Here is a 20,594-nt window from a genome sequence, read left to right on the forward strand (position 1 = left end):
TCGAGGTGAAGCATGTCTGGACTGATTCTGCAAAATGTCGAAAAACGATACGGCTCCATCTGTGCCGTGACGGACGTCAACCTGCACCTGCCGGAAGGCAAGCTGGTGTGCTTCCTCGGCCCCTCGGGCTGCGGCAAGACCACGCTGCTGCGGATGATCGCCGGCCTGGAGAGCCTGAGCTCCGGGCAGATCCTCCTGGATGGCAAGAACATCGGCTTCACCCCGGCGCACGAGCGCAACTTCGGCATGGTGTTCCAGTCGCTGGCGCTGTTCCCGCACATGACGGTCGGCGAAAACATTGCCTACCCGTTGCGCCTGCGCAACGTGCCCAAGGCCGAGCAGCAAGCGCGGGTGGCCGAGCTGCTGCAGATGATCCAGTTGCAGCAGATGGTCGACCGGCCGGTGTCGCGGCTTTCCGGTGGGCAGCGCCAACGCGTGGCCATTGCCCGCGCCATCGCCTCGCATCCCAAGCTGTTGCTGCTGGATGAGCCCTTGTCGGCGCTGGACGCCAAGCTGCGCGAGTCGATGCAGATCGAGATCCGCCAGCTGCAGCAGCGCCTGAACATCACCACCATCATGGTCACCCACGACCAGCGTGAGGCCATGACGATGGCCGATATCGTTGTCGTACTGGGCGAGCACCGGGTGCAGCAGGTGGGCACGCCGATCGAGATCTACCGCAATCCGGCCAACGAGTTTGTCGCCGACTTCATCGGCACCGGCAACATCTTCCCGGCCACTGCGCTGGGTAGCGGACGCGTCGGCCTGCCCGGTGGCGCGGCGATCCAGGCGCCAATCTGCAACAGCATTCAGGCCGGCGCGCCGATCAAGTTGCTGGTGCGCCCGGAAGACCTGCAACTGTCGACGCCCCACACCGGCGGCGCCAACAGCGTGCCGGGTACGGTGACCTTCGTGCGGGACATCGGCGCCACCATCGAGACCACGGTGGAGTGCTCCGGCGTTTCCCTCACTGCGCTGACCACGCCTTGCCAGGATATTGGCCTGGCCATCGGCAACCCGGTGTCGGTGACCATTCCGGAGCATGCCTGCCGGGTGCTTTCGGCATGAGTGAGGCGGCGTCGATTGCGCATTGGCCTGCGCCACTGCCGGGTGCACACTGGCGGGTGAATCTGGAAATGGAGTGCTGAACATGGACCTTCAACTTGAGAACCGCAGTGCCCTCATCTGTGGCGGAAGCTCCGGGTTGGGATTCGGTGTGGCCGAGGCCTTGGCCAGGGAGGGCGTGCGGGTCTGCCTGCTGGCGCGCAACCTGTCGAAGCTGGAACTGGCGGTGGAACGCATCCGCAAGGAGGGCGGTGAGGCCCAGGCGGTCGCGGTGGACCTGAACGATCTGGGGGCTGTGGACATGGCCATCGAGCAGGTCGTGGCGGCCATCGGTGCGCCGGACATCCTGGTCGCCAATAACGGCGGGCCGCCGCCGATCAATGCCGTGGAGTTCGATCCGCAACTCTGGCACCGCCAACTGGATGCCATGCTGCTGAGCACCATGGCGCTGGTGGACGCATTCCTCCCCGGCATGCGCCAGCGTCGTTTCGGTCGCATCCTGATGATTTCGTCCACCAGTGTGGTGGAGCCTATTCCTGGTCTGGTCCTGTCCAGCGCCTTGCGCAGCGCCTTGGCCAATTGGGCCAAGACCCTTTCCGGCGAAGTGGCCGCTGATGGCGTTACGGTGAATACCCTGATGCCCGGTTCGTTCTGGACCGAGCGCACCGAAATCCTGTTGCTGCGTGCAGCCGAACGCAGTGGTGCGTCGGTTTCCAGCCTGATGGCCAAGGAGCAGGCGGCGATTCCGGTGGGGCGCTATGGCGCGGCGGAGGAGTTCGGTGCGATGGCGACTTTCCTGGCCAGCCCGCTTGCCAGCTATGTCACCGGGACGCTGATTCCGGTGGATGGTGGGGTGTTGAAGGGTTGAGCCTGTAAGGGCAGCCCTGCGGGCTGCTTCGCGAATGAATTCGCCCCCACAAGTGCGGTTCGTGCTGGTCCTGTGGGGGCGATTTCAATCGCTAAGGGCCGCGAAGCGGCCCCTCATTTCTCACCACGCGCACGACGGCTCGAAACTGTCGGCCCGCGCCATATCCCACATCCGTTCGTAGAAGTCCGCCTCGATCTTTTCCTTGAGCAGGTCGCCCGGATTGAGGAAGAGGTGAATCTGCGAGAACAGGCGGATTTCCTTGTCCGAGACGCGCCGCACCAGATGGCGGGGTTCCAGTTGGTTGGGATGATCCAGGCCGGCAGCGGCGAGCATCTCGGCCAGGGCCTTCAAGGTATTGCGGTGGAACATCTGCACCCGCTGTGCCTTGTCCGGTACCACCAGGGCGCGCTGGCGCAGCTTGTCCTGGGTGGCGACGCCGGTGGGGCATTTGTTGGTGTGGCAGGACTGCGACTGGATGCAGCCAATGGCGAACATGAAGCCGCGTGCCGAGTTGGCCCAGTCGGCGCCAATGGCCAGCACACTGGCGATGTCGAAGGCGCTGATGATCTTGCCGCTGGCGCCGAGCTTGATCTTGTCCCGCAGGTTCAGCCCGACCAGGGTGTTGTGCACGAAGAGCAGGCCTTCACGCAGGGGTACGCCGATGTGATCGGTGAATTCCAGCGGCGCCGCGCCAGTACCGCCTTCCTTGCCGTCGACGACGATGAAGTCGGGGAGAATACCGGTCTCCAGCATGGCCTTCGCGATGCCCATGAACTCCCAGGGATGGCCCAGGCAGAACTTGAAACCCACCGGCTTGCCGCCCGACAGTTCTCGTAACTTGGCGATGAACTGCATCATTTCGATGGGGGTGGAGAAGGCGCTGTGTCGCGAAGGGGAGATGCAGTCTTCGCCCATGGGCACGCCACGGGTGAGGGAGATTTCCTCGGTGACCTTGTGCTTGGGCAGGATGCCGCCGTGGCCGGGTTTGGCGCCCTGGCTCAGCTTGATTTCGATCATCCGCACCTGGGGGCTGCGCGCCTGGGTGGCGAAGCGCTCCGGGTCGAACTGGCCGTCGCTGGTGCGGCAACCGAAGTAGCCGCTGCCCAGTTCCCAGACAAGGTCGCCGCCATTCTCGCGGTGGTAGGGGCTGATGCTGCCTTCGCCGGTGTCGTGGTAGAAGTTGCCGAGCTTGGCGCCACGGTTGAGCGCGCGGATGGCGTTGGCGCTGAGCGAGCCGAAGCTCATGGCCGAGACGTTGAACACCGAGGCCGAGTACGGCTGGGTGCATTGCGGCCCGCCGACCACCACGCGGAAGCTGGACGGGTCGCTGAGCGGTGCCGGGCGCATGGAGTGGCCGATGAATTCGTAGCCGGCGCGGTAGACGTCGATCAGCGTGCCGAAGGGTTTGTCGCCACCTTCATTCTTGGCCCGCGCATAGACCAGCGAGCGCTGGGCGCGGGAGAAGGGGAGGCGGTCGTCGTCGGCTTCCAGCAGGTACTGGCGGATCTCCGGGCGGATGCCCTCGACCAGGTAGCGGATGTTGCCGAGGATCGGGTAGTTGCGCCGCACCGCATGGCGCGATTGCAACAGGTCGAACACACCCAGGGCACTGAGTACTGCGCCCAGCAGCGTCAGGGGCCACACCCATTCTTGGCCGATGAAGGGCAGGCTGATGAGGGTGAACAGGATGCAGAAGGCGAAGAAGGCGTAGCGGCTCAATAGCGAAAGGCTCATGCGGACTCCTTGTTTGCAGGTACCGGCACAGAGTAGTGCGTATGAGCGGGAATTGCCTTGCCGAGGCTCAAGATCGGGATTCCTGGACAGGCTTGGTGCTGGGCGCTTCCTGTAGGTTGGTCTGAGGAACGAAGCCCAACACAGCAACGCTGGACTACGCATCGTTGGGCCTCGCTGCGCTCGGACCAACCTACGGTTTGCAGTCGTGAATGAACGCGTTCCCTTAAACAAAAAAAGCCCGGCATCTGCCGGGCTTCGAGGGTTTGTAGCGAGTTGCGATCAGCTTACGCGTTGGGCTTGCGGCAGGCGGTCGGAACCCCCTTCAGCAACGCGGAAGGCATTGGTGCGATCGGAGCCGCTTTCGGCGATGCGGTTAGCGCCAGTGCGGTCGGAGCCACCTTCAGCGATGCGGTTGGCGCCAGTGCGGTCGGAGCCACCTTCGGCGATACGGTTGGCACCAGTGCGGTCGGAACCGCCTTCAGCGATGCGGTTGGCACCGGTGCGGTCGGAGCCACCTTCGGCGATACGGTTGGCACCGGTGCGGTCGGAGCCACCTTCAGCGATGCGGTTGGCGCCAGTGCGGTCGGAACCACTTTCGGCAACGCGATCCAGCACCATGTAGCCTTCAGCGACAACCGGCTCGATGGTCTGGGAGGAGGACGGCAGAGCGAAAACAGAGCTGCTCAGGGTGGCGATGAACAGTGCGGCGATGGCTTGAGTTTTCATGGTCTGGGCTCCTCGAAGGGGGGCTGGAAACTGAGTACGGAGCCAATCTTACGGATGGGTGAATGATTAAAAAGTGATCACGCCCGATAGAGACCATCAATGCCGTTGATGGTTGATTTAATCCTTTTGCATCAATGGCTTGTGTTGTTTTATCCGCCGGTAGGTAGCCGAGCCGGACTTCATTGGTGGACCGGAAAAGCGGGGTTCACCCTACAAATGCCGGAGTGCCGGAAAAAGAAAACGGCCCCGAAGGGCCGTTTCTTGTACAGCGAGGTCGTCAGCCGCCGAGGTAGGCGTCGCGGACCTTGGGGTCGTTGAGCAGGTCGTCGCCGCTGCCCTGCATGACGATGTGCCCGTTTTCCAGCACATAGCCACGGTCGGCCAGCTTGAGCGCCTGGTTGGCGTTTTGTTCCACCAGGAAGATGGTCACGCCGTCCTTACGCAGTTGCTCGATGATGTCGAAGATCTGCTGGATGATGATCGGCGCCAGACCCAGGGAAGGTTCGTCGAGCAGCAGCAGCTTGGGCTTGCTCATCAGCGCGCGGCCGATGGCGAGCATCTGCTGTTCGCCGCCGGACATGGTGCCGGCGCGTTGCTCGAAGCGTTCCTTCAGGCGTGGGAACAGGTGCAGCACCTTGTCCATCTGCTCCTGGAAGTCGCCCTTGGCGGTGAAGAAGCCGCCCATGGCCAGGTTTTCTTCGACGGTCAGGCGAGCGAACACGCGGCGGCCTTCCGGCACGACGGCGATGCTCTTGCGCATGATGTCGCAGGATTCCTGGCCAACGAGTTCTTCGCCTTCATAGCGAATGCTGCCACTGGCGGCACGCGGTGAGCCGCAGAGGGTCATCAGCAGGGTCGATTTGCCGGCGCCGTTGGCGCCGATCAGGGTGACGATCTCGCCTTTCTTCACATCCATGCTGACGCCGTGAAGCGCCTGGATCTTGCCGTAGAAGGTGGAAACCTTGTCGAAAGTAAGCATGGTTCAGGCCTCCCCCAGATAGGCTTTGATCACGTCGGGGTTGTTGCGGATCTGCTCCGGCGTGCCGTCGGCCAGGGGGGTGCCCTGGTTGATCACATAGATGTGGTCGGAAATGCTCATCACCAGCTTCATGTCGTGCTCGATCAGCAGCACGGTCACGTTGTGCTCGTTGCGCAGCATCGCGATCAGCGCCTTGAGGTCGTCGGTCTCTTTCGGGTTGAGACCAGCGGCCGGCTCGTCGAGCATGAGGATGCGCGGGCGCGTCATCATGCAGCGGGCGATTTCCAGGCGACGTTGCTGACCGTAGGCCAGGGTGCCAGCCGGGCGGTTGGCGAAGTCGGTCAGGTTGACCTTCTCCAGCCAGTGGGCGGCGTAGTCCATGGCCTCGCGTTCGCTCTTGCGGAAGCCCGGAGTCTTCAGCAGGCCGGCGAGGAAGTTGGTGTTGAGGTGGCGATGCTGGGCGACCAGCAGGTTCTCCACCGCAGTCATTTCCTTGAACAGGCGAACGTTCTGGAAGGTCCGAACCACGCCCTTGCCAGCGATCTTGTGGCCCGGCAGGGCTTCGATCTGCTCGCCATCCAGGCTGATGCTGCCGGAGGTCGGCTGGTAGAAGCCGGTCAGGCAGTTGAACACAGTGGTCTTGCCGGCGCCGTTCGGGCCGATCATGGAGACGACTTGTTTTTCCTGTACGGTCAGCCCCACCCCGTTGACGGCCAACAGGCCGCCGAAGCGCATGGTGAGACCGCTTACTTCGAGAATCGGGCGGCTCATTGTTTCAGCTCCAGGTGGGGACGTTGCATCGGCATCAGACCTTGCGGACGCCAGATCATCATCAGCACCATCAGGGCGCCGAACATGAGCATCCGGTACTCGCTGAACTCACGCATGAGTTCGGGGAGCAGGATCATCACGATGGCTGCCAGGATCACACCCAGCTGGGAGCCCAGGCCACCGAGCACCACGATGGCGAGGATGGTCGCCGACTCGATGAAGGTGAAGGACTCGGGGGTCACCAGGCCCTGGCGCGCGGCGAAGAAACTGCCGGCGAAGCCCGCGAAGCTGGCGCCCAGGGTAAAGGCGGAGAGCTTGATGACGGTGGGATTCATGCCAAGTGCACGGCAGGCGATTTCGTCTTCACGCAGTGCTTCCCAGGCGCGGCCCAGCGGCATGCGCAGCAGGCGGTTGATCACGAACAGGGTCAGCAGCACCAGCAGCAGGGCGATCAGGTAGAGGAAGACCACCTTGTTCACCGAGTTGTAGGCGAAGCCGAAGTACTCGTGGAAGGTTTGCAGACCTTCTTCGGCACGACGCTCGAAAGACAGGCCGAAGAAGGTCGGCTTGTCGATGTTGCTGATGCCGTTCGGGCCGCCGGTGAGGCCGGTGAGGTTACGCAGCAGGATGCGGATGATCTCGCCGAAGCCCAGGGTCACGATGGCCAGGTAGTCACCGCGCAGGCGCAGCACCGGGAAGCCGAGGATGAAGCCGAAGAAAGCCGCCATCAGGCCGGCGATCGGCAAGCACACCCAGAAACCCAGGCCGTAGTAGTGCGAGAGCAGCGCGTAGCTGTAGGCGCCGACGGCGTAGAAGCCGACATAACCCAAGTCCAGCAGGCCTGCCAGGCCGACCACGATGTTCAGGCCAAGGCCGAGCATCACGTAGATCAGGATCAGCGTGGCGATGTCGACCGCCCCGCGCGAACCGAAGAACGGCCACACCAGTGCCAGGACGATCAGGCCGAGGATGAACCAGCGCTGGGTCGAAGGCAGAGTCAGGAAGTTGCTGGTCTTCTTCGACATGCCCGGCAGCTTGGGCGCAGCAGCCCAGGCGCCCTGGACTTTTTCACGCATCAGTTGCCAGAAGAACATGGCCACGGCGCACGCCGCGATCGCCAGCAGGGTCGGGGTATTGGCGCCGGTGACCACCAGGCCCACGCCGACGACGCTGAGTTTCAGGCCGAGGACCGGGTAGGCGACGGCCAGCACCAGGAGGGCGCTGAAGAACGCCGTTTTGAGTCGAGTACTCATACCTTCTCCACCTCCGGACGGCCAAGGATGCCGGTCGGCCGGAACAACAGGACCAGAACCAGCAGGCTGAAGGCCACGACGTCCTTGTACTGGTCGCCGAAGATGTCGGCGCCGAAGGCTTCGGCTACACCCAGCACCAGGCCACCGAGCATGGCGCCCGGAATGCTACCGATGCCACCGAGCACGGCTGCGGTGAAGGCTTTGATACCGGCGAGGAAGCCGATGTGCGGGTTGATCACGCCGTATTGCATGCCCAGCAGCACCGCGGCCACGGCGGCCAGGGTGGCGCCGATGACGAAGGTCAGGGCGATGATGTTGTTGGTGTTGATGCCCAGCAGGTTGGCCATGCGGATGTCTTCCGCGCAGGCGCGGCAGGCACGGCCGAGGCGCGAGCGGGAGATGAACATCGTGAGGCCGTACATGACCAGGAAGGTGACGACGAAGATCAGGATCTGCATGTAGGAGATCACCACGCCATTCATGGTGCTCTCGCCAAACACGAAGTTGCCCGGAATCAGGTTGGGAATCGCCTTGTCCTTGGAGTCCTGAGTCAGCAGTACTTCGTTCTGGAGGAAGATCGACATGCCGATCGCGGAGATCAGCGGGATCAGGCGGTTGCTGCCGCGAAGGGGGCGGTAGGCGACCCGTTCGATGCTGTAACCGTAAGCGCTTGCAACGATGATGCTCGCGGCGAAGGCCGCGACGATGATGATCGGAAGGCTTTCCAGACCGAGCATGGTGAGCCCGGCAATCACGATGAAGGCTACGTACGAGCCAATCATGTAGACCTCGCCATGGGCGAAGTTGATCATGCCGATGATGCCGTAGACCATGGTGTAGCCGATGGCGATCAGGGCATAGGTGCTGCCAACGGTGAGCCCGTTAACCAGCTGTTGCAGATAGTGGTAGAGATCAGGCATTCCCTAACTCCTCGGGCATCACGAAAAGCGGCGCTTGTGGCGCAGCGGAGCCCGTAAAACACGGATAAACAAAGCCCACTGCCTAAGCAGTGGGCTTTGCGTTCAGGCGGGAAGCTTATTTAGCTTCGGTTTTGGTGCCGTCCTTGTGCCACTCGTACACCACGAAGCTGAAGTCCTTCAGATCGCCCTTCTCATCGAAGGCCAGGTTGCCGGTCGGGGTTGCGAAGGAGTTGGCGCGCAGGGCGGCAGCTACCTTGGCGGTATCGTCTTCGCCGGCTTTCTTGATGCCTTCGGCGATGACTTGTACAGCGGCGTAGGCCGGGAACACGAACGGACCGCTCGGGTCTTCGTTCTTGGCCTTGAAGGCATCTACCAGGGCCTGGTTCTTCGGATCCTGGTCGAAGGACTTCGGCAGGGTTACCAGCAGACCTTCGGAAGCCGGGCCAGCGATGGCGGAGAGCTCTTTGTTGCCCACGCCTTCCGGACCCATGAAGCGTACTTTCAGGCCTTTTTCAGCCGACTGGCGCAGCAGCAGGCCGAGTTCCGGGTGGTAGCCGCCGTAGTAGACGAAGTCCACACCGGCTTGCTTCAGCTTGGAAACGATGGTGGAGAAGTCCTTGTCGCCGGCGTTGATGCCTTCGAACAGGGCGACTTTCACGCCTTTGCTTTCCAGGGTCTGCTTGACGGCAGTGGCGATGCCTTCGCCGTACTGTTGCTTGTCGTGGATGACGGCAACGGTCTTCGGCTTGATGTGGTCGGCAATGAAGTTGCCGGCGGTCGGGCCCTGCAGGCTGTCCAGGCCGATGGTGCGGAACACCAGCTGGTAGCCACGGGAGGTGATGTCCGGGCTGGTGGAGGCCGCGGTGATCATCAGGATGCCTTCGTCTTCGTAGATGTCGGACGCGGGCTGGGTGGAGCTGGAGCAGAGGTGGCCAACTACGTAGTGGATACCGTCGTTGACGATCTTGTTGGCTACGGCAACAGCCTGTTTCGGATCGCAAGCGTCGTCATAGACCACGCCTTCGAGCTGAGCGCCGTTCACCCCGCCGGCCTTGTTGATCTGCTCGATCGCCATCTTGGCGCCGATGAACTGCATCTCGCCGTACTGGGCAACCGCACCGGTCACCGGGCCAGCCAGGGCGATCTTGATGGTGTCAGCTGCTACGGAGTAGCTGGCGACACCGGCGAGAGCCATGGCGGCGAACAGTTTGGAAATCTGCTTGGTAGCCTTATTCATAGTGCTCCACTCTTGTGTTTTTCGTTGTTGTTGTCCTGTTTGCCGAAGCTACGGGACAAGGTATTGCACCCCGCCGACACGCCCCGACAACTGTACCGGAACAGTGTAGATTGCTGATTTACGGCTTGAAAAGTCGGGTATTGATGGCGGAATGATCTTGTGTCGCTTAATTGAAACAAACGTATAGAAATACGGCGTGTCTTGTGCATGGTTGGCATCGTCAAGCAGGGCTTGTCTGAAAGTTGACCGGCGCTATCATTGCGCGCCCCCAAATCCTTTCGTTACCAACCAACTCAATACAAGCCATGAACGATAACGCTAGCACCCTCTATGCCAAGCTGCTCGGCGAAACCGCCGCCATCACCTGGGAGGAGCTGCAGCCCTTCTTCGCCCGGGGCGCCCTGCTCTGGGTGGACGGTGCCGCGGACCTGGTCGGCGTTGCACTGGCCGTAGCCGAAGACGACAAGGCACAGGTCGCGGCACTTCTGGCGGCCGGCAAACTCAGCAAGGTGGAGGAGTCGCGCGCCCAGGATCTGCTAGCTCGCGATCCGAAGCTCTGGGCCGTGGTGGTAGCGCCCTGGGTCCTGATCCAGGAGCGGGACGAGGCGCCGAGCCTTCACTGAGCCGGCGTCTGATGGATACCAGGGAAGGCGTCCAGGAGTGCGCCGCCCGCCTGATCGTGCACCGGTCAGAGGCGGCCAGCGAAACTGGTGGAGCGGGCTAGACTCAATCCACCATCTTCTCTTTGATAACCACAGGGAGCGTAACCATGTTCGAACCAGGCCATGTACATCGGGCCAGCGTGCCCGGTTTTCCGGGGCAGCAGTTCTCCATCGACCTCTATTACGAAGCGCGTCCGAATGCGAAGGAAGGCACCATGCTGCACTTCCGCATGGTGGGCGAAATCGAGGGCAAGCCATTCTCCGAAGAGTTCGAGATGCATCGCGATACCGCGTTCAACTTCGCCAGCATCGTTTCCAAGGTGGCGGTGAAGAACGGGCTGCACCCGAACACCACACTGATCATGCGTAACCACAAGGAATACGACCTGATCTTCGAAGACATCCGCCGCGTGCTGGGCGCCGAGCCCGGTGAGACGGTGAACCTCGACCATCTCGAGAAAGACGGTTTCTGACCGTTCTCCCCGGTGGAAACCGCTGCGCGGTTTCCACCTGTCCACAAAGGAGGCCTTCGGCCTCCTTTGTTTTTTCTGTGGGGGGATTTCCGGGCTGTAGGGTAGGTTGGGTAGAGGAACGAAACCCAACATGCGGGGCCGAGGCCAGATTACCGATCTTGTGCTTCGCGCTATCTACGCGCTCACCCAGCGCTGGCGCATCCAGCCGCTCAGGGCATCCACCGCCAATACCAGGATCAGCATCGCCAGGATCACGCTGGCCGCCTGCGCTTCCTGGAACAGTGACAGGCTCACGTAGAGCATCTGTCCCAGGCCTCCGGCGCCGACGAAGCCGAGCACGCTGGCCATGCGGATGTTGTTCTCCCAGCGATAGAGCATGTAGGCCACCAGTTGCGGCCAGACCCCCGGCAGGGTGCCGTAGCAGAAGGCAGCGACGCGTCCGCCGCCATTCAACCGGATGGCTTCGGCGGGTTCGGGCGGGGTGTTTTCCAGGGCTTCGGCGAACAGGCGGCCCAGCACTCCGGCGGTATGCAGGGCCAGGGCCAGGGTGCCGGCGTTGGGACCCAGTCCGGCGGCCAGCACCATCAGCGCCGCCCAGACCAGTTCTGGCACCGCACGCAGTGCGTTGAGCAGCAGGCGCGCGGCACCTTGGGCCAGGCGGCCGAAGCGCCCGGCGGCCGGCAGGGCGATGAGCAGGCCCACCAGCGCTGCCAGCAGCGTGCCAAGTGCCGACATGGCGAGGGTTTCCAGGGCACCCCAGCCGATGGCCTTGAGGTGCGTCGCAGAGACATCCGGGTTCAGGAAGCGCATGGCGTAGCTGCCCATCTGCTCCAGGGCGTCGCCGCTGACCAGGGCGCCGAGGTCGATGCCCAGCCAGACGAAGGACGCGACGGCCGCCGCCAGCAGGGCGAGGATCACCAGTATGTTGCCCGTCCTCACGCGAACCTCCCGCGCAGGAAGCGGCTGAGCTGGTCGGCCAGCAGCACCAGGACGAGGAAGGTCAGCAGCATGCTGGCGACTTCACCGCCGGCGAACATGCGCATCGACAGATCCATCTGCTGGCCCAGGCCGCCGGCGCCGACGAAGCCCATTACCACTGAGGCGCGCACCGCGCACTCCCAGCGGTAGACGGTGTAGGAAATCACTTCCGCCGCTGCGTTGGGCAGCACGCCATAGGCGAATGCGGCCAGGCGCGGGCTGCCTGCGGCAAGCAGTGCGCGACTGGGGCGCGGGTCGACGGACTCGAAGATTTCCGCGTAGACCTTGCCGAGCATGCCGCTGTAGGTGATGGCGATGGCCAGGACCCCGGCGGTGGGGCCGAGGCCCACGGCGCGGACGAACAGCAGTGCCCAGACGATTTCCGGCACGCTGCGCAGGAAGATCAGCAGCCCGCGCACCGGCCAGCGCAGCGCTTGCGCCCACCAGGCCGGACGTCCGCCGTGGTGCAGGGCTGACAGCGATAGCGCACGACTGGCCCAGAGCGAGGCGGGCAGGGCGATCAGCAGCGCCAGGCTCATTCCGGCGGTGGCGATTGCCAGGGTTTCCAGCGTGGCGCGACCCAATAGCTGAAGGAATTCCTCGCCGTGTTCGGGTGGCCAGAAGGCGGACAGGAACTGTCCCATGGTGCGGGCGTTGCCCTCATCCAGCAGCACGACCGGGTTCAGCTCGCTCAGTTCGAATCCGGGCCAGAGCAGCGCCACGGCCAGCAGGGTGAGTAGCAGCCGAGGCAGCGCCGCAGGGTCGCGGGGGGCAGTTGTCAGCATCGCGGAATGTGCAGCGCGGGCGCCGCCACTAGCGGCGAGAAGGGCGCATCGCCGCGCAGTTGCTCGTTGGCGTAGAGGGCATCCAGGTCAGCCTGGCTGACGGCTTCTCGCGGGAGATCGAACGCGACGCGACCGTCGCGGATGCCGACGATGCGCGGGAAATGTTCCAGTGCCAGCTCGACGGCGTGCAGGCTCGCCAGCAGCGTGACGCCACGGCGACTGGCATCGGCGCAGAGTACGCCGAGGGTGTGGTCGGCCAGCACCGGGTCCATCGCGGAAACCGGTTCGTCGGCGAGGATCAGGTCAGGCGCCTGGTAGAGCACACGGGCGACGCCGACGCGTTGCAATTGACCGCCCGAGAGTTGGTCGCAGCGTTCGAAGAGCTTGTCGGCCAGGTCCAGCCGGGCCAGGGCGGCCTGGGCGCCGGCGCTGTCCAGGGGGTGCAGCAGACTGAGCAATCCCTTGGCCAGGGACCATTGGCCGAGTTTGCCGGCCAGCACCGCAGTGACCACCCGTTGGCGCGGCGGCAAGGGCGGCGACTGATGGACCAGGCCGATCCGTGCCCGCAGGCGCTGGCGCTCGCGTGCGGAGAGCGACCAGGGTGTTGCGCCGAGCAACTGGAGTTGCCCGGCGGCGGGTACGAGGTTGGTCGCGAGCAGGCGCAGCAGGCTGGTCTTGCCGGCGCCGGACGGGCCGATGATGGCGACCCGCTCGCCGTCGCCGATGGCGAGATCGATACCCAGGAGCGCAGGCTGGCCATTGGCGTGGACCAGGTCCACGCCGTGCAGCGAAAGACTCACTTCAACAAGCCGGCCGAGCGTGCGGCTTCCTCGATGCCCGCGTAGTTCTCGGGCTTGGTCGGAATGAAGCGGGAAGCGGCCTGCAGGTCGAGGATCGCCTTGTGCTCCGGATTGGCCGGATCGAGTGCGAGGAAGGCCTGCTTGATCTTCTCGGCCAGGGCCGGGTCCAGGGTCCCGCGCACGGTCCAGTTGTAGTCGTAGTAGGTCGGGGTGGTGGCGAAGACTTTCACCTTGTTGGTGTCGACCTTGCCGGCATCCACCAGCTTCTGCCAGACGCTGGCGTTGAGCACGCCGCCATCCACCTTGCCGGCCTGGACCCAGGCCACGGTGGCGTCGTGGGCGCCGGAGTAGGCGACGCGGGAGAAGTACTGCTCGGGCACGATGCCGTCCTTCTGCATGAAGTAGCGCGGCATCAGGCTGCCGGACGTGGAGGACACCGAGCCGAAGGCGAAGGTCTTGCCCTTGAGGTCCTGCAGGGACTTCACCGCCGGGTCGGCGCTGATGAACTTGCTGGTGAACTTCTCGTCCTGCTCGCGTTGCACCAGGGGGATGGCATTGCCGGTCTTGAGGCGGGTCTGGACGAAGGTGAAGCCACCGAGCCACGCCATGTCCAAACGGTCGGCCGCCAGGGATTCGACCACGGCGGCGTAGTCGGCCACGGGGACGAACTCCACTTTCATGCCCAACTGTTTCTCGAGATAAGCACCGAGCGGCTTGAACTTGCGCAGCAGTTCGGTGGGAGCTTCGTCGGGAATGGCTGAGACCTTGAGAACTTCGGCGGCCTGGGAAACAGCAGCGGATACAGTCAGCGCGATACCTGCCACGAGGGCGAGAGAGCGTTTCAGCATGGGATTCTCCGGTTCAATAGCGGAAAAGGCAGGCGGATTATAGTGTCCGCTTGAGGGCGCGGCAGGTTCACGTCGCTGACGAGGCGTTTAAGATGTGCGTTTCGCCAACTGCCTGGAGCTCCGGCATGACCGATTCCCTGCCTTCCATTGCCTTCGCCGGCATCGGCCTGATGGGCCTGCCCATGACCCGTCGCCTGCTCGCCGCCGGTTATCCGCTGACTGTGTGGAACCGCTCGCCGGAGAAGTGCGCGCCTCTGGTGGACCTGGGCGCGCGCCGCGTGAAGACCCCGGCCGAGCTGTGCACCGAGGCGGATATCGTGATGCTCTGCCTGGCTGACACGCGCGTCGTGCGCAAGGTGGTGTTCGGCGAGGGCGGCATTGCCGAAGGTGCCAAACCGGGACAGGTGCTGGTGGACTTCTCCAGCCTCGAACCCGCCGCCACCCGCGAGATGGCAGCCGAACTGGAAGCCAGTACCGGCATGCGCTGGATGGATGCACCGGTCTCCGGCGGCACGTCCGGTGCCGAGGCCGGCACCCTGGCGATCATGGCCGGCGGTCATGAGGACGATGTGGAGCGCGTGCGGCCGATCCTCGGACACCTGGGTCAGCGCCTGACCCGCATGGGTTCGGTGGGAGCGGGCCAGGTGACCAAGGTCTGCAACCAGATGATCGTGGCGTGCAATGCGCTGGTGATCGCCGAAGTGATTGCCCTGGCGGAAAAGGCCGGCGTGGATGCCAGCCTGATCGCCCCGGCGCTGGCGGGTGGCTTCGCGGATTCCAAGCCGCTGCAGATTCTCGCGCCGCAAATGGCCGCCAGCCATTTCGAACCCATCAAATGGCATGTGCGCACCCTGTTGAAAGACCTGGATACCGCCGTCCGCCTGTCTCGTGAGCACGACTCGGCAACACCGCTCAGCGGCCTGGCGGCGCAACTGATGCGCTTGCACGGCAGTCAGGGCAATCTGGAACGTGATCCGGCTACGCTGGTGGAAATGTATCGGGAGAATGATTGATGAGAATCGCCGCCAACCTGTCCTTGCTGTTCACCGACCGCCCATTGATCGAGCGCGTCATTGCCGCCCGCGTCTGTGGATTCGACGGCGTCGAGGTTCAGTTCCCCTACGAGTTGCCGGCGATCCGCATGAAGGAAGTGCTGGAAGCCGCCGGCCTGCCGCTGATCCTCTTCAACCTGCCGGCTGGCGACCTGATGGAAGGTGGCCCCGGTCTGGCCGCCGTGCCGGAGCGCCAGGAGCAGTTCGACGATGCCCTGGCCCAGGCGCTGAGTTATGCCGCGATGACCCGTCCGCGCTTCGTCAACGTGCTGGCTGGCCGTCAGGCCGAGGGCGTCAGCCGTGATCGCGCCCTGGCTTGCCTTGCCGCTAACCTGCGCAAGACCGCCGAAGCCTTCGCCGTGCTGCACATCGGCGTGGTCTGTGAGGCGGTCAATCCGCTGGATATGCCGGGCTTCCTGATCAATACGCCGGAGCAACTGGACCTGTTGCTGCGCGATGTCGACCACCCCAATCTCTCGGCCCAGTACGACCTCTACCACATGGCTCGACAGGGCGTGGATGCGGCGGCGGGCATCCGCCTGCTGGCGGGCCGAATCGGCCACGTGCAATTCGCCGATTGCCCCGGTCGCGGTGAGCCGGGCACGGGCAAAACCGACTTCGGCCCGGCCCTGCGCGCCCTGCAGGATGACGATTACCCCGGCTGGCTGGGCGCCGAGTACAAGCCCACCGGCGTCACCGCCGACACCCTCGGCTGGTTGCCGGATTGGAAGGCCAGGTTGGCCTGACATTCCTATGCGCAAAACAATTGTGGGGGCGAATTCATTCGCTGAGCGGACCGAAAGGTCCGGCAACAGATTCCGATGGTGGACGCTGCGCGCCCATTAGCGAATGAATTCGCCCCCACAGGGAACCGATTGAACCGTTTCAGAGAGAGAACAATGACCGACCCCATCCGCCTCACGCAGTACAGCCATGGCGCTGGTTGCGGCTGCAAGATTTCTCCCAAGGTGCTGGAAGTGATCCTCGCCGGCAGCGGCGCGCAGAACCTCGACCCGAAACTCTGGGTAGGCAATGCCTCCAGGGACGATGCGGCGGTCTATGCGCTGGACGACGAACGCGGCGTGGTTTCCACCACCGACTTCTTCATGCCGATCGTGGATGACCCCTTCGACTTCGGCCGTATCGCTGCCACCAATGCCATCAGCGATATCTACGCCATGGGTGGCGACCCTCTGATGGCCATCGCCATTCTCGGCTGGCCGGTGAACGTGCTGCCGCCGGAAGTGGCCCGCGAAGTGATTCGGGGTGGCCGTTCGGTGTGCGACGAGGCGGGCATTCCGCTGGCCGGCGGACACTCCATCGATGCCCCCGAGCCGATCTTCGGCCTGGCCGTCACCGGCGTGGTGGACAAGCGCAACATGAAGCGCAACGACACCGCCACCGCAGGCTGCAAGCTCTACCTGACCAAGCCCCTGGGCATCGGCATCCTCACCACTGCCGAGAAGAAGGGCCGGTTGCGGGAGACCGACGTGGGCCTGGCCCGCGATTGGATGTGCACGCTGAACAAGCCCGGCAGCCGCTTCGGCAAGCTCGCCGGGGTCAAGGCGATGACCGATGTCACCGGCTTCGGCCTGCTTGGCCACCTGGTGGAAATGGCCGACGGCAGTGGCCTGACCGCGCGTATCGACTACGCCAAGGTGCCCAGCCTGCCAGGCGTGGAGTACTACCTGGAACAGGGCTGCGTACCCGGCGGCACCCTGCGCAACTTCGATAGCTATGGCGATCGCCTGGCGCCTCTCGCCGAAGTGCAGAAACTGCTGCTCTGCGACCCGCAAACCAGTGGCGGCCTGCTCGTCGCGGTGGCGCCCGAAGGCGAGGCCGAGTTCCTGGCCGTGGCCGAAGAGCTTGGGCTGCAACTGGCGCCCATCGGCCAACTGCACGAGCGACAGAGTCTCGCGGTCGAGGTGATCTGATGCGCCCGGATACCTCGAACTACCGCGAAATCTTCCTCAACGACGCACCGATGATGGATGCTCGGGCTCCCGTGGAGTTCGTCAAGGGCGCCTTCCCGCACACGGTCAACCTGCCACTGATGAGCGACATCGAGCGGCAGAAGGTTGGCACCTGCTACAAGCAGCACGGCCAGGAAGCCGCCATCGCGCTGGGCCACCAATTGGTCAGCGGCGCTACCAAGGCCGAGCGTATCGAAGGATGGGCTGCCTTCGCCCGCGCTAACCCTCACGGATACCTTTACTGCTTCAGGGGCGGCCTGCGCTCGCAGCTGGTGCAGGAGTGGCTGAAGTCAGAAGCCGGCATCGAGTACCCCAGAGTGACGGGAGGCTACAAGGCGATGCGGACCTTTCTCCTGGAAACGACCCAGGATGCGGTGGCCCGGTGCGATTTCGTCCTGGTGGGCGGCCTGACCGGCACGGGCAAGACCGACGTGATCTCCCGACTCTCGAACAGCCTGGATCTGGAGGGCCACGCCAACCACCGGGGTTCAAGCTTCGGCAAGCGCGCCACCCCGCAACCGGCGCAGATCGATTTCGAGAACGCGCTGGCCATCGACATCCTCAAGAAGCGCGCCGCGGGCCACGAGCAGTTCGTGCTGGAGGACGAGGGGCGCATCGTCGGCAGTTGTTCAGTACCGCTTGAGCTGTACCAGGGCATGCAGGCGTATCCGCTGGTCTGGCTCGACGACAGTTTCGAGGATCGGGTGGAGCGCATTCTTCGGGACTACGTGGTGAATCTGTGCGCTGAGTTCATCGCCACTCATGGTGAAGAACAGGGCTTCACCCGCTTCGCCGAGCGCATGCGCCAGAGCCTGGGCAACATCGTCAAGCGCCTGGGTGGCGAGCGACACCAGCGCATGGCGGACCTGATGGATCAGGCGCTGGTCGAACAGCAGTCCACCGGCAATGTGGAGTTGCATCGGGGCTGGATCGAGGGATTGCTGCGCGAGTACTACGACCCGATGTACGCCTTCCAGCGCGAGAGCAAGGCGTCTCGCATAGAGTTCGCCGGCGAGCAGGCGGCAGTACTCGAATACCTTCGGCAGCGCCAACCGGCGCGGCGCTGACTTCACGCCGGATTGGAATCCTTGGGTCGCAGCGGTAGTACGTTGCTGCTGGTCAGTCCGTGGGAACGGCGGAGGAATTCTTCGATGGCCTCCAGCGACTGCGGACGACTGAGCAGGTAGCCCTGGACGTAGTCGCAGCCATGGCCACGGAGGAATTCCAGCTGTTCGCGGGTCTCCACCCCTTCGGCCACCACGTGCAGATGCAGTGTGTGGGCCATGCCGATGATGGCCTGGACGATCTCCATGTCGGCATGGCTGCCGGGGATGTCCATGACGAAGGAGCGGTCGATCTTGAGCGTATCCAGGGGCAGGCGCTTCAGGTACGCGAGCGATGAATAGCCGGTGCCGAAGTCATCGATGGAAATGCTTACGCCCAGGCCGCGAATACGCTCCAGCAGGTGCAGCGCCTGGTTGACGCTGCACATCAGGGCGTTCTCGGTGACTTCCAGCTCCAGGCGTTGCGGCCGTATCCCGCTTTCCTCCAGGGCACGTTGCACCTCGTCCGCCAGTTCATGGCGACTGAGGTTGAGCGCCGAACAGTTCACCGCCATCCGCAAATCATGGAAGCCCTTGGCGGCCAGGCTGGCCAGGTCACGGCAGGCACGGCGCAGCACCCAGCCATCCAGTTCGGCGATGAAGCCATTGGCTTCGGCCACGCCGATGAAGCGGTCGGGGGAGAGCAAGCCGAGTTGCGGATGCTGCCAGCGAACCAGGGCTTCCAGCTTGGTCATCTGGCCGCTGCTGAGGTCGAGGATGGGCTGGTAGTTGAGGAACAGGCCCTGGTCCCTGGCCAGTGCCAGGCGCAGCTCCTCTTCCAGTTGCAGTTCGAAGGTCGCCTTGTGCTTCAGGTGATGGCTGAAGAAGTGGAGGTTGTTGCGGCCGCTGCTCTTGGCCTGGTAGAGCGCCAGGTCGGCGTGTTTGAGCAGTTCCTCGCAGGTTTCGCCATCGTCCGGGAAGAGGCTGATGCCGATGCTGGTGGTCATGGTGACGTTGCGCCCGGCAAGGGTGATGGGCTCTTTCATGCGTTGCATGATGCGCTCGGACAGGGCCTTGGCTTCGGTCAGGCTACCGAGGCTGGCCAGCACGCAGAACTCATCCCCGCCCAGACGCGCGATGACATCCTCGCGACGCAGCACGCTGCGTACCCGCTCGGCCACGACCTTGAGCAGCTCATCCCCAGCATCGTGTCCGAGGCTGTCGTTGACACGCTTGAAGTGGTCCACGTCCAGGAACATCACGGCCAGCGGTTGCTTGAACTGGGTGTGCTGTTGAAGTTTTTCGACGAAGAACTCGTTGAAGGCACGACGGTTCGGCAGGTTGGTGAGGGCGTCGTAATGGGCGACGTTCTGCAGTTTGACCTTCACCTGTTCCAGCTCATGCAGCAGGTTGCTGACATGCTGCAGGTCGCGCTCCTTGCGTTGCAGCTTCTTGTCGGCCCAGGCCACGCACAGCGCGAACAGCAGCACTATGCCGGCGATCACCGCGAGGCTGAGACCGAGCTGTACGGCGTTGTCGGCTCGCTTGAGGTGAAGCTCGGTCCCCGCGGGAACCGCCAGTTGCAAGGCCAGCATGCCGGTGAAGTGCATGCTGCAGATAGCGCCGCCCATGGCCAGGCTGGCGGGGATCTTCAGCAACTGGTGGCCCTCGCTGCGCTCGCGGAAGAATGCGGAAAGCAGCATGGCAGCCAGGCTGGCGGCGACGGCGACTCCGACCGATACGGCGACCATGACGGGGTGGTAGTACTGGGTTGCCACCGAGCGGATCGCGGCCATGCCGCTGTAGTGCATGAGCGTGATGCCAAGGCCGATGGCCAGGGCCGCTGCCAGGTAGTGGCGGGGTTCGACGTTGGGCCGGCCGAGGGTGTACATGCCCACCAGCGACGCGGAAACCACCATGACCAGGGAGAGCGTGGTGGTGGGGATGTCGTAGTCGATGGTGATAGGCGCTTCGAACGCCAGCATGGCGATGAAGTGCATCGCCCAGATGCCGCCCCCCAGGCACCAGGCTCCCAGCCAGCACCAGCGTCGTCGGGTTTCCGGTTGCTGCGCATGGGCTACGCGTTCGGCCATGTCGAACGCGCAGTAACCGGCGCCTGAGGCGACCAGGAAGGCCAGCAGCACCAGCCAGCTGTTATGGGTACAGGCCAGCAGGATCTGGCCGTCCGCAGGAAGTTCGGTACCGAAGCGCAGACCCAGCCAGTCCATAGAAGGAATCCTATGCAGACTATTGAATATCGGGGGAGGGAGTGCTTGGTGGCACCGTGCCTTCAGTATAGTCAGCGCGCAGCCGCTTCCTGAGACGGACGTACCTGCGCGCCGAACGGTCGTCCGTGGCGGATGGCCGGCCGGGGGGCACTTCGCCTCGGCAGCATCGGGTTACATAAATCACACGAATTTTCGCAGA

At 63.8% G+C, this 20,594-nt stretch carries 20 protein-coding genes; 8 read left to right on the forward strand and 12 right to left on the reverse strand.

All coding sequences use genetic code 11. The annotated features are described in order from the left end of the window. Positions 1-12 precede the first annotated feature (12 nt). Together E8E95_RS09030 and E8E95_RS09035 are read left to right on the forward strand one after the other, a co-directional pair. Positions 13-1,068 carry an ABC transporter ATP-binding protein gene (locus E8E95_RS09030; RefSeq protein WP_280349523.1) on the forward strand — a complete coding sequence of 352 codons (1,056 nt, stop codon included), beginning with the start codon at positions 13-15 and terminating at the stop codon, positions 1,066-1,068. A gap of 82 nt (positions 1,069-1,150) precedes the next feature. Beyond that, a complete protein-coding gene (locus tag E8E95_RS09035; protein WP_280349524.1) occupies positions 1,151-1,933 on the forward strand; it encodes an SDR family oxidoreductase in 783 nt (260 codons plus the stop codon). Between the two features lie 120 nt (positions 1,934-2,053). On the opposite strand, the gene E8E95_RS09040 is transcribed toward E8E95_RS09035, so the two are convergent. The 7 genes from E8E95_RS09040 to E8E95_RS09070 form a co-directional block, all read right to left on the reverse strand. Then, positions 2,054-3,667: an FMN-binding glutamate synthase family protein gene (locus E8E95_RS09040; RefSeq protein ID WP_280349525.1), complete on the reverse strand. Its 1,614-nt coding sequence runs from the start codon at positions 3,665-3,667 to the stop codon at positions 2,054-2,056. 279 nt (positions 3,668-3,946) lie between these two features. Continuing rightward, positions 3,947-4,393 carry a phage infection protein gene (locus E8E95_RS09045; RefSeq protein WP_280349526.1) on the reverse strand — a complete coding sequence of 149 codons (447 nt, stop codon included), beginning with the start codon at positions 4,391-4,393 and terminating at the stop codon, positions 3,947-3,949. 277 nt (positions 4,394-4,670) lie between these two features. After that, the gene (locus E8E95_RS09050) at positions 4,671-5,372 is read right to left on the reverse strand and encodes an ABC transporter ATP-binding protein (RefSeq protein ID WP_179060865.1); all 702 of its coding nucleotides are present in this window, start codon (positions 5,370-5,372) and stop codon (positions 4,671-4,673) included. A 3-nt stretch (positions 5,373-5,375) separates the two neighbouring features. Beyond that, complete coding sequence (gene livG / locus E8E95_RS09055; protein WP_179060864.1) at positions 5,376-6,143, reverse strand: high-affinity branched-chain amino acid ABC transporter ATP-binding protein LivG; 768 nt, start codon at positions 6,141-6,143, stop codon at positions 5,376-5,378. Continuing rightward, positions 6,140-7,396 carry a high-affinity branched-chain amino acid ABC transporter permease LivM gene (locus E8E95_RS09060; protein WP_280349527.1) on the reverse strand — a complete coding sequence of 419 codons (1,257 nt, stop codon included), beginning with the start codon at positions 7,394-7,396 and terminating at the stop codon, positions 6,140-6,142. The genes livG and E8E95_RS09060 overlap by 4 nt, the downstream gene beginning before the upstream one ends. Next, the gene (gene livH / locus E8E95_RS09065; RefSeq protein ID WP_179060862.1) at positions 7,393-8,316 is read right to left on the reverse strand and encodes a high-affinity branched-chain amino acid ABC transporter permease LivH; all 924 of its coding nucleotides are present in this window, start codon (positions 8,314-8,316) and stop codon (positions 7,393-7,395) included. The genes E8E95_RS09060 and livH overlap by 4 nt, the downstream gene beginning before the upstream one ends. Positions 8,317-8,431: 115 nt before the next feature. Continuing rightward, complete coding sequence (locus tag E8E95_RS09070) at positions 8,432-9,553, reverse strand: branched-chain amino acid ABC transporter substrate-binding protein (protein ID WP_179060861.1); 1,122 nt, start codon at positions 9,551-9,553, stop codon at positions 8,432-8,434. A gap of 305 nt (positions 9,554-9,858) precedes the next feature. Between E8E95_RS09070 and E8E95_RS09075 the strand changes: the two genes are divergently transcribed. Continuing rightward, positions 9,859-10,176 carry a DUF2288 domain-containing protein gene (locus E8E95_RS09075; RefSeq protein ID WP_077526363.1) on the forward strand — a complete coding sequence of 106 codons (318 nt, stop codon included), beginning with the start codon at positions 9,859-9,861 and terminating at the stop codon, positions 10,174-10,176. Positions 10,177-10,322: 146 nt separating this feature from the next. Then, positions 10,323-10,688, forward strand: coding sequence for a DUF5064 family protein (locus E8E95_RS09080; RefSeq protein WP_179060859.1), 366 nt, complete (start codon positions 10,323-10,325; stop codon positions 10,686-10,688). Positions 10,689-10,862: 174 nt separating this feature from the next. On the opposite strand, the gene phnE is transcribed toward E8E95_RS09080, so the two are convergent. The 4 genes from phnE to E8E95_RS09100 are packed head-to-tail and all read right to left on the reverse strand — an operon-like array spanning position 10,863 to position 14,099. Continuing rightward, entirely contained in the window at positions 10,863-11,627 is a 765-nt protein-coding gene (gene phnE / locus E8E95_RS09085) for a phosphonate ABC transporter, permease protein PhnE (protein WP_280349528.1), read from the reverse strand. Next, positions 11,624-12,451, reverse strand: a complete 828-nt coding sequence (locus E8E95_RS09090) for an ABC transporter permease (RefSeq protein WP_280349529.1) — start codon at positions 12,449-12,451, stop codon at positions 11,624-11,626. The genes phnE and E8E95_RS09090 overlap by 4 nt, the downstream gene beginning before the upstream one ends. Then, entirely contained in the window at positions 12,445-13,251 is an 807-nt protein-coding gene (locus E8E95_RS09095) for an ATP-binding cassette domain-containing protein (RefSeq protein WP_280349530.1), read from the reverse strand. The genes E8E95_RS09090 and E8E95_RS09095 overlap by 7 nt, the downstream gene beginning before the upstream one ends. Continuing rightward, on the reverse strand, positions 13,248-14,099 hold the full coding sequence (locus E8E95_RS09100) for a putative selenate ABC transporter substrate-binding protein (RefSeq protein ID WP_280349531.1): 852 nt from the start codon (positions 14,097-14,099) through the stop codon (positions 13,248-13,250). Before E8E95_RS09100 ends, E8E95_RS09095 begins: the two co-directional genes overlap by 4 nt. A 125-nt stretch (positions 14,100-14,224) precedes the next feature. Here E8E95_RS09100 and E8E95_RS09105 point away from each other — a divergent pair, with 125 nt between their 5' ends. The 4 genes from E8E95_RS09105 (at position 14,225) to mnmH (ending at position 18,191) form a co-directional block, all read left to right on the forward strand. Continuing rightward, positions 14,225-15,112, forward strand: a complete 888-nt coding sequence (locus E8E95_RS09105; RefSeq protein WP_280349532.1) for an NAD(P)-dependent oxidoreductase — start codon at positions 14,225-14,227, stop codon at positions 15,110-15,112. Next, positions 15,112-15,897: a TIM barrel protein gene (locus E8E95_RS09110; protein WP_280349533.1), complete on the forward strand. Its 786-nt coding sequence runs from the start codon at positions 15,112-15,114 to the stop codon at positions 15,895-15,897. Before E8E95_RS09105 ends, E8E95_RS09110 begins: the two co-directional genes overlap by 1 nt. 153 nt (positions 15,898-16,050) lie before the next feature. Beyond that, positions 16,051-17,085: a selenide, water dikinase SelD gene (gene selD, locus E8E95_RS09115; RefSeq protein WP_280349534.1), complete on the forward strand. Its 1,035-nt coding sequence runs from the start codon at positions 16,051-16,053 to the stop codon at positions 17,083-17,085. Next, positions 17,085-18,191 carry a tRNA 2-selenouridine(34) synthase MnmH gene (mnmH, locus tag E8E95_RS09120; RefSeq protein WP_280349535.1) on the forward strand — a complete coding sequence of 369 codons (1,107 nt, stop codon included), beginning with the start codon at positions 17,085-17,087 and terminating at the stop codon, positions 18,189-18,191. The genes selD and mnmH overlap by 1 nt, the downstream gene beginning before the upstream one ends. 2 nt (positions 18,192-18,193) lie before the next feature. On the opposite strand, the gene E8E95_RS09125 is transcribed toward mnmH, so the two are convergent. Continuing rightward, positions 18,194-20,395 (reverse strand): EAL domain-containing protein, encoded by a 2,202-nt coding sequence (locus tag E8E95_RS09125; protein ID WP_280349536.1) that lies wholly within the window; start codon positions 20,393-20,395, stop codon positions 18,194-18,196. Positions 20,396-20,594 lie beyond the last annotated feature (199 nt).

This window comes from Pseudomonas sp. BN414 (assembly GCF_029871275.1).
GTDB lineage: Bacteria > Pseudomonadota > Gammaproteobacteria > Pseudomonadales > Pseudomonadaceae > Metapseudomonas > Metapseudomonas resinovorans_C.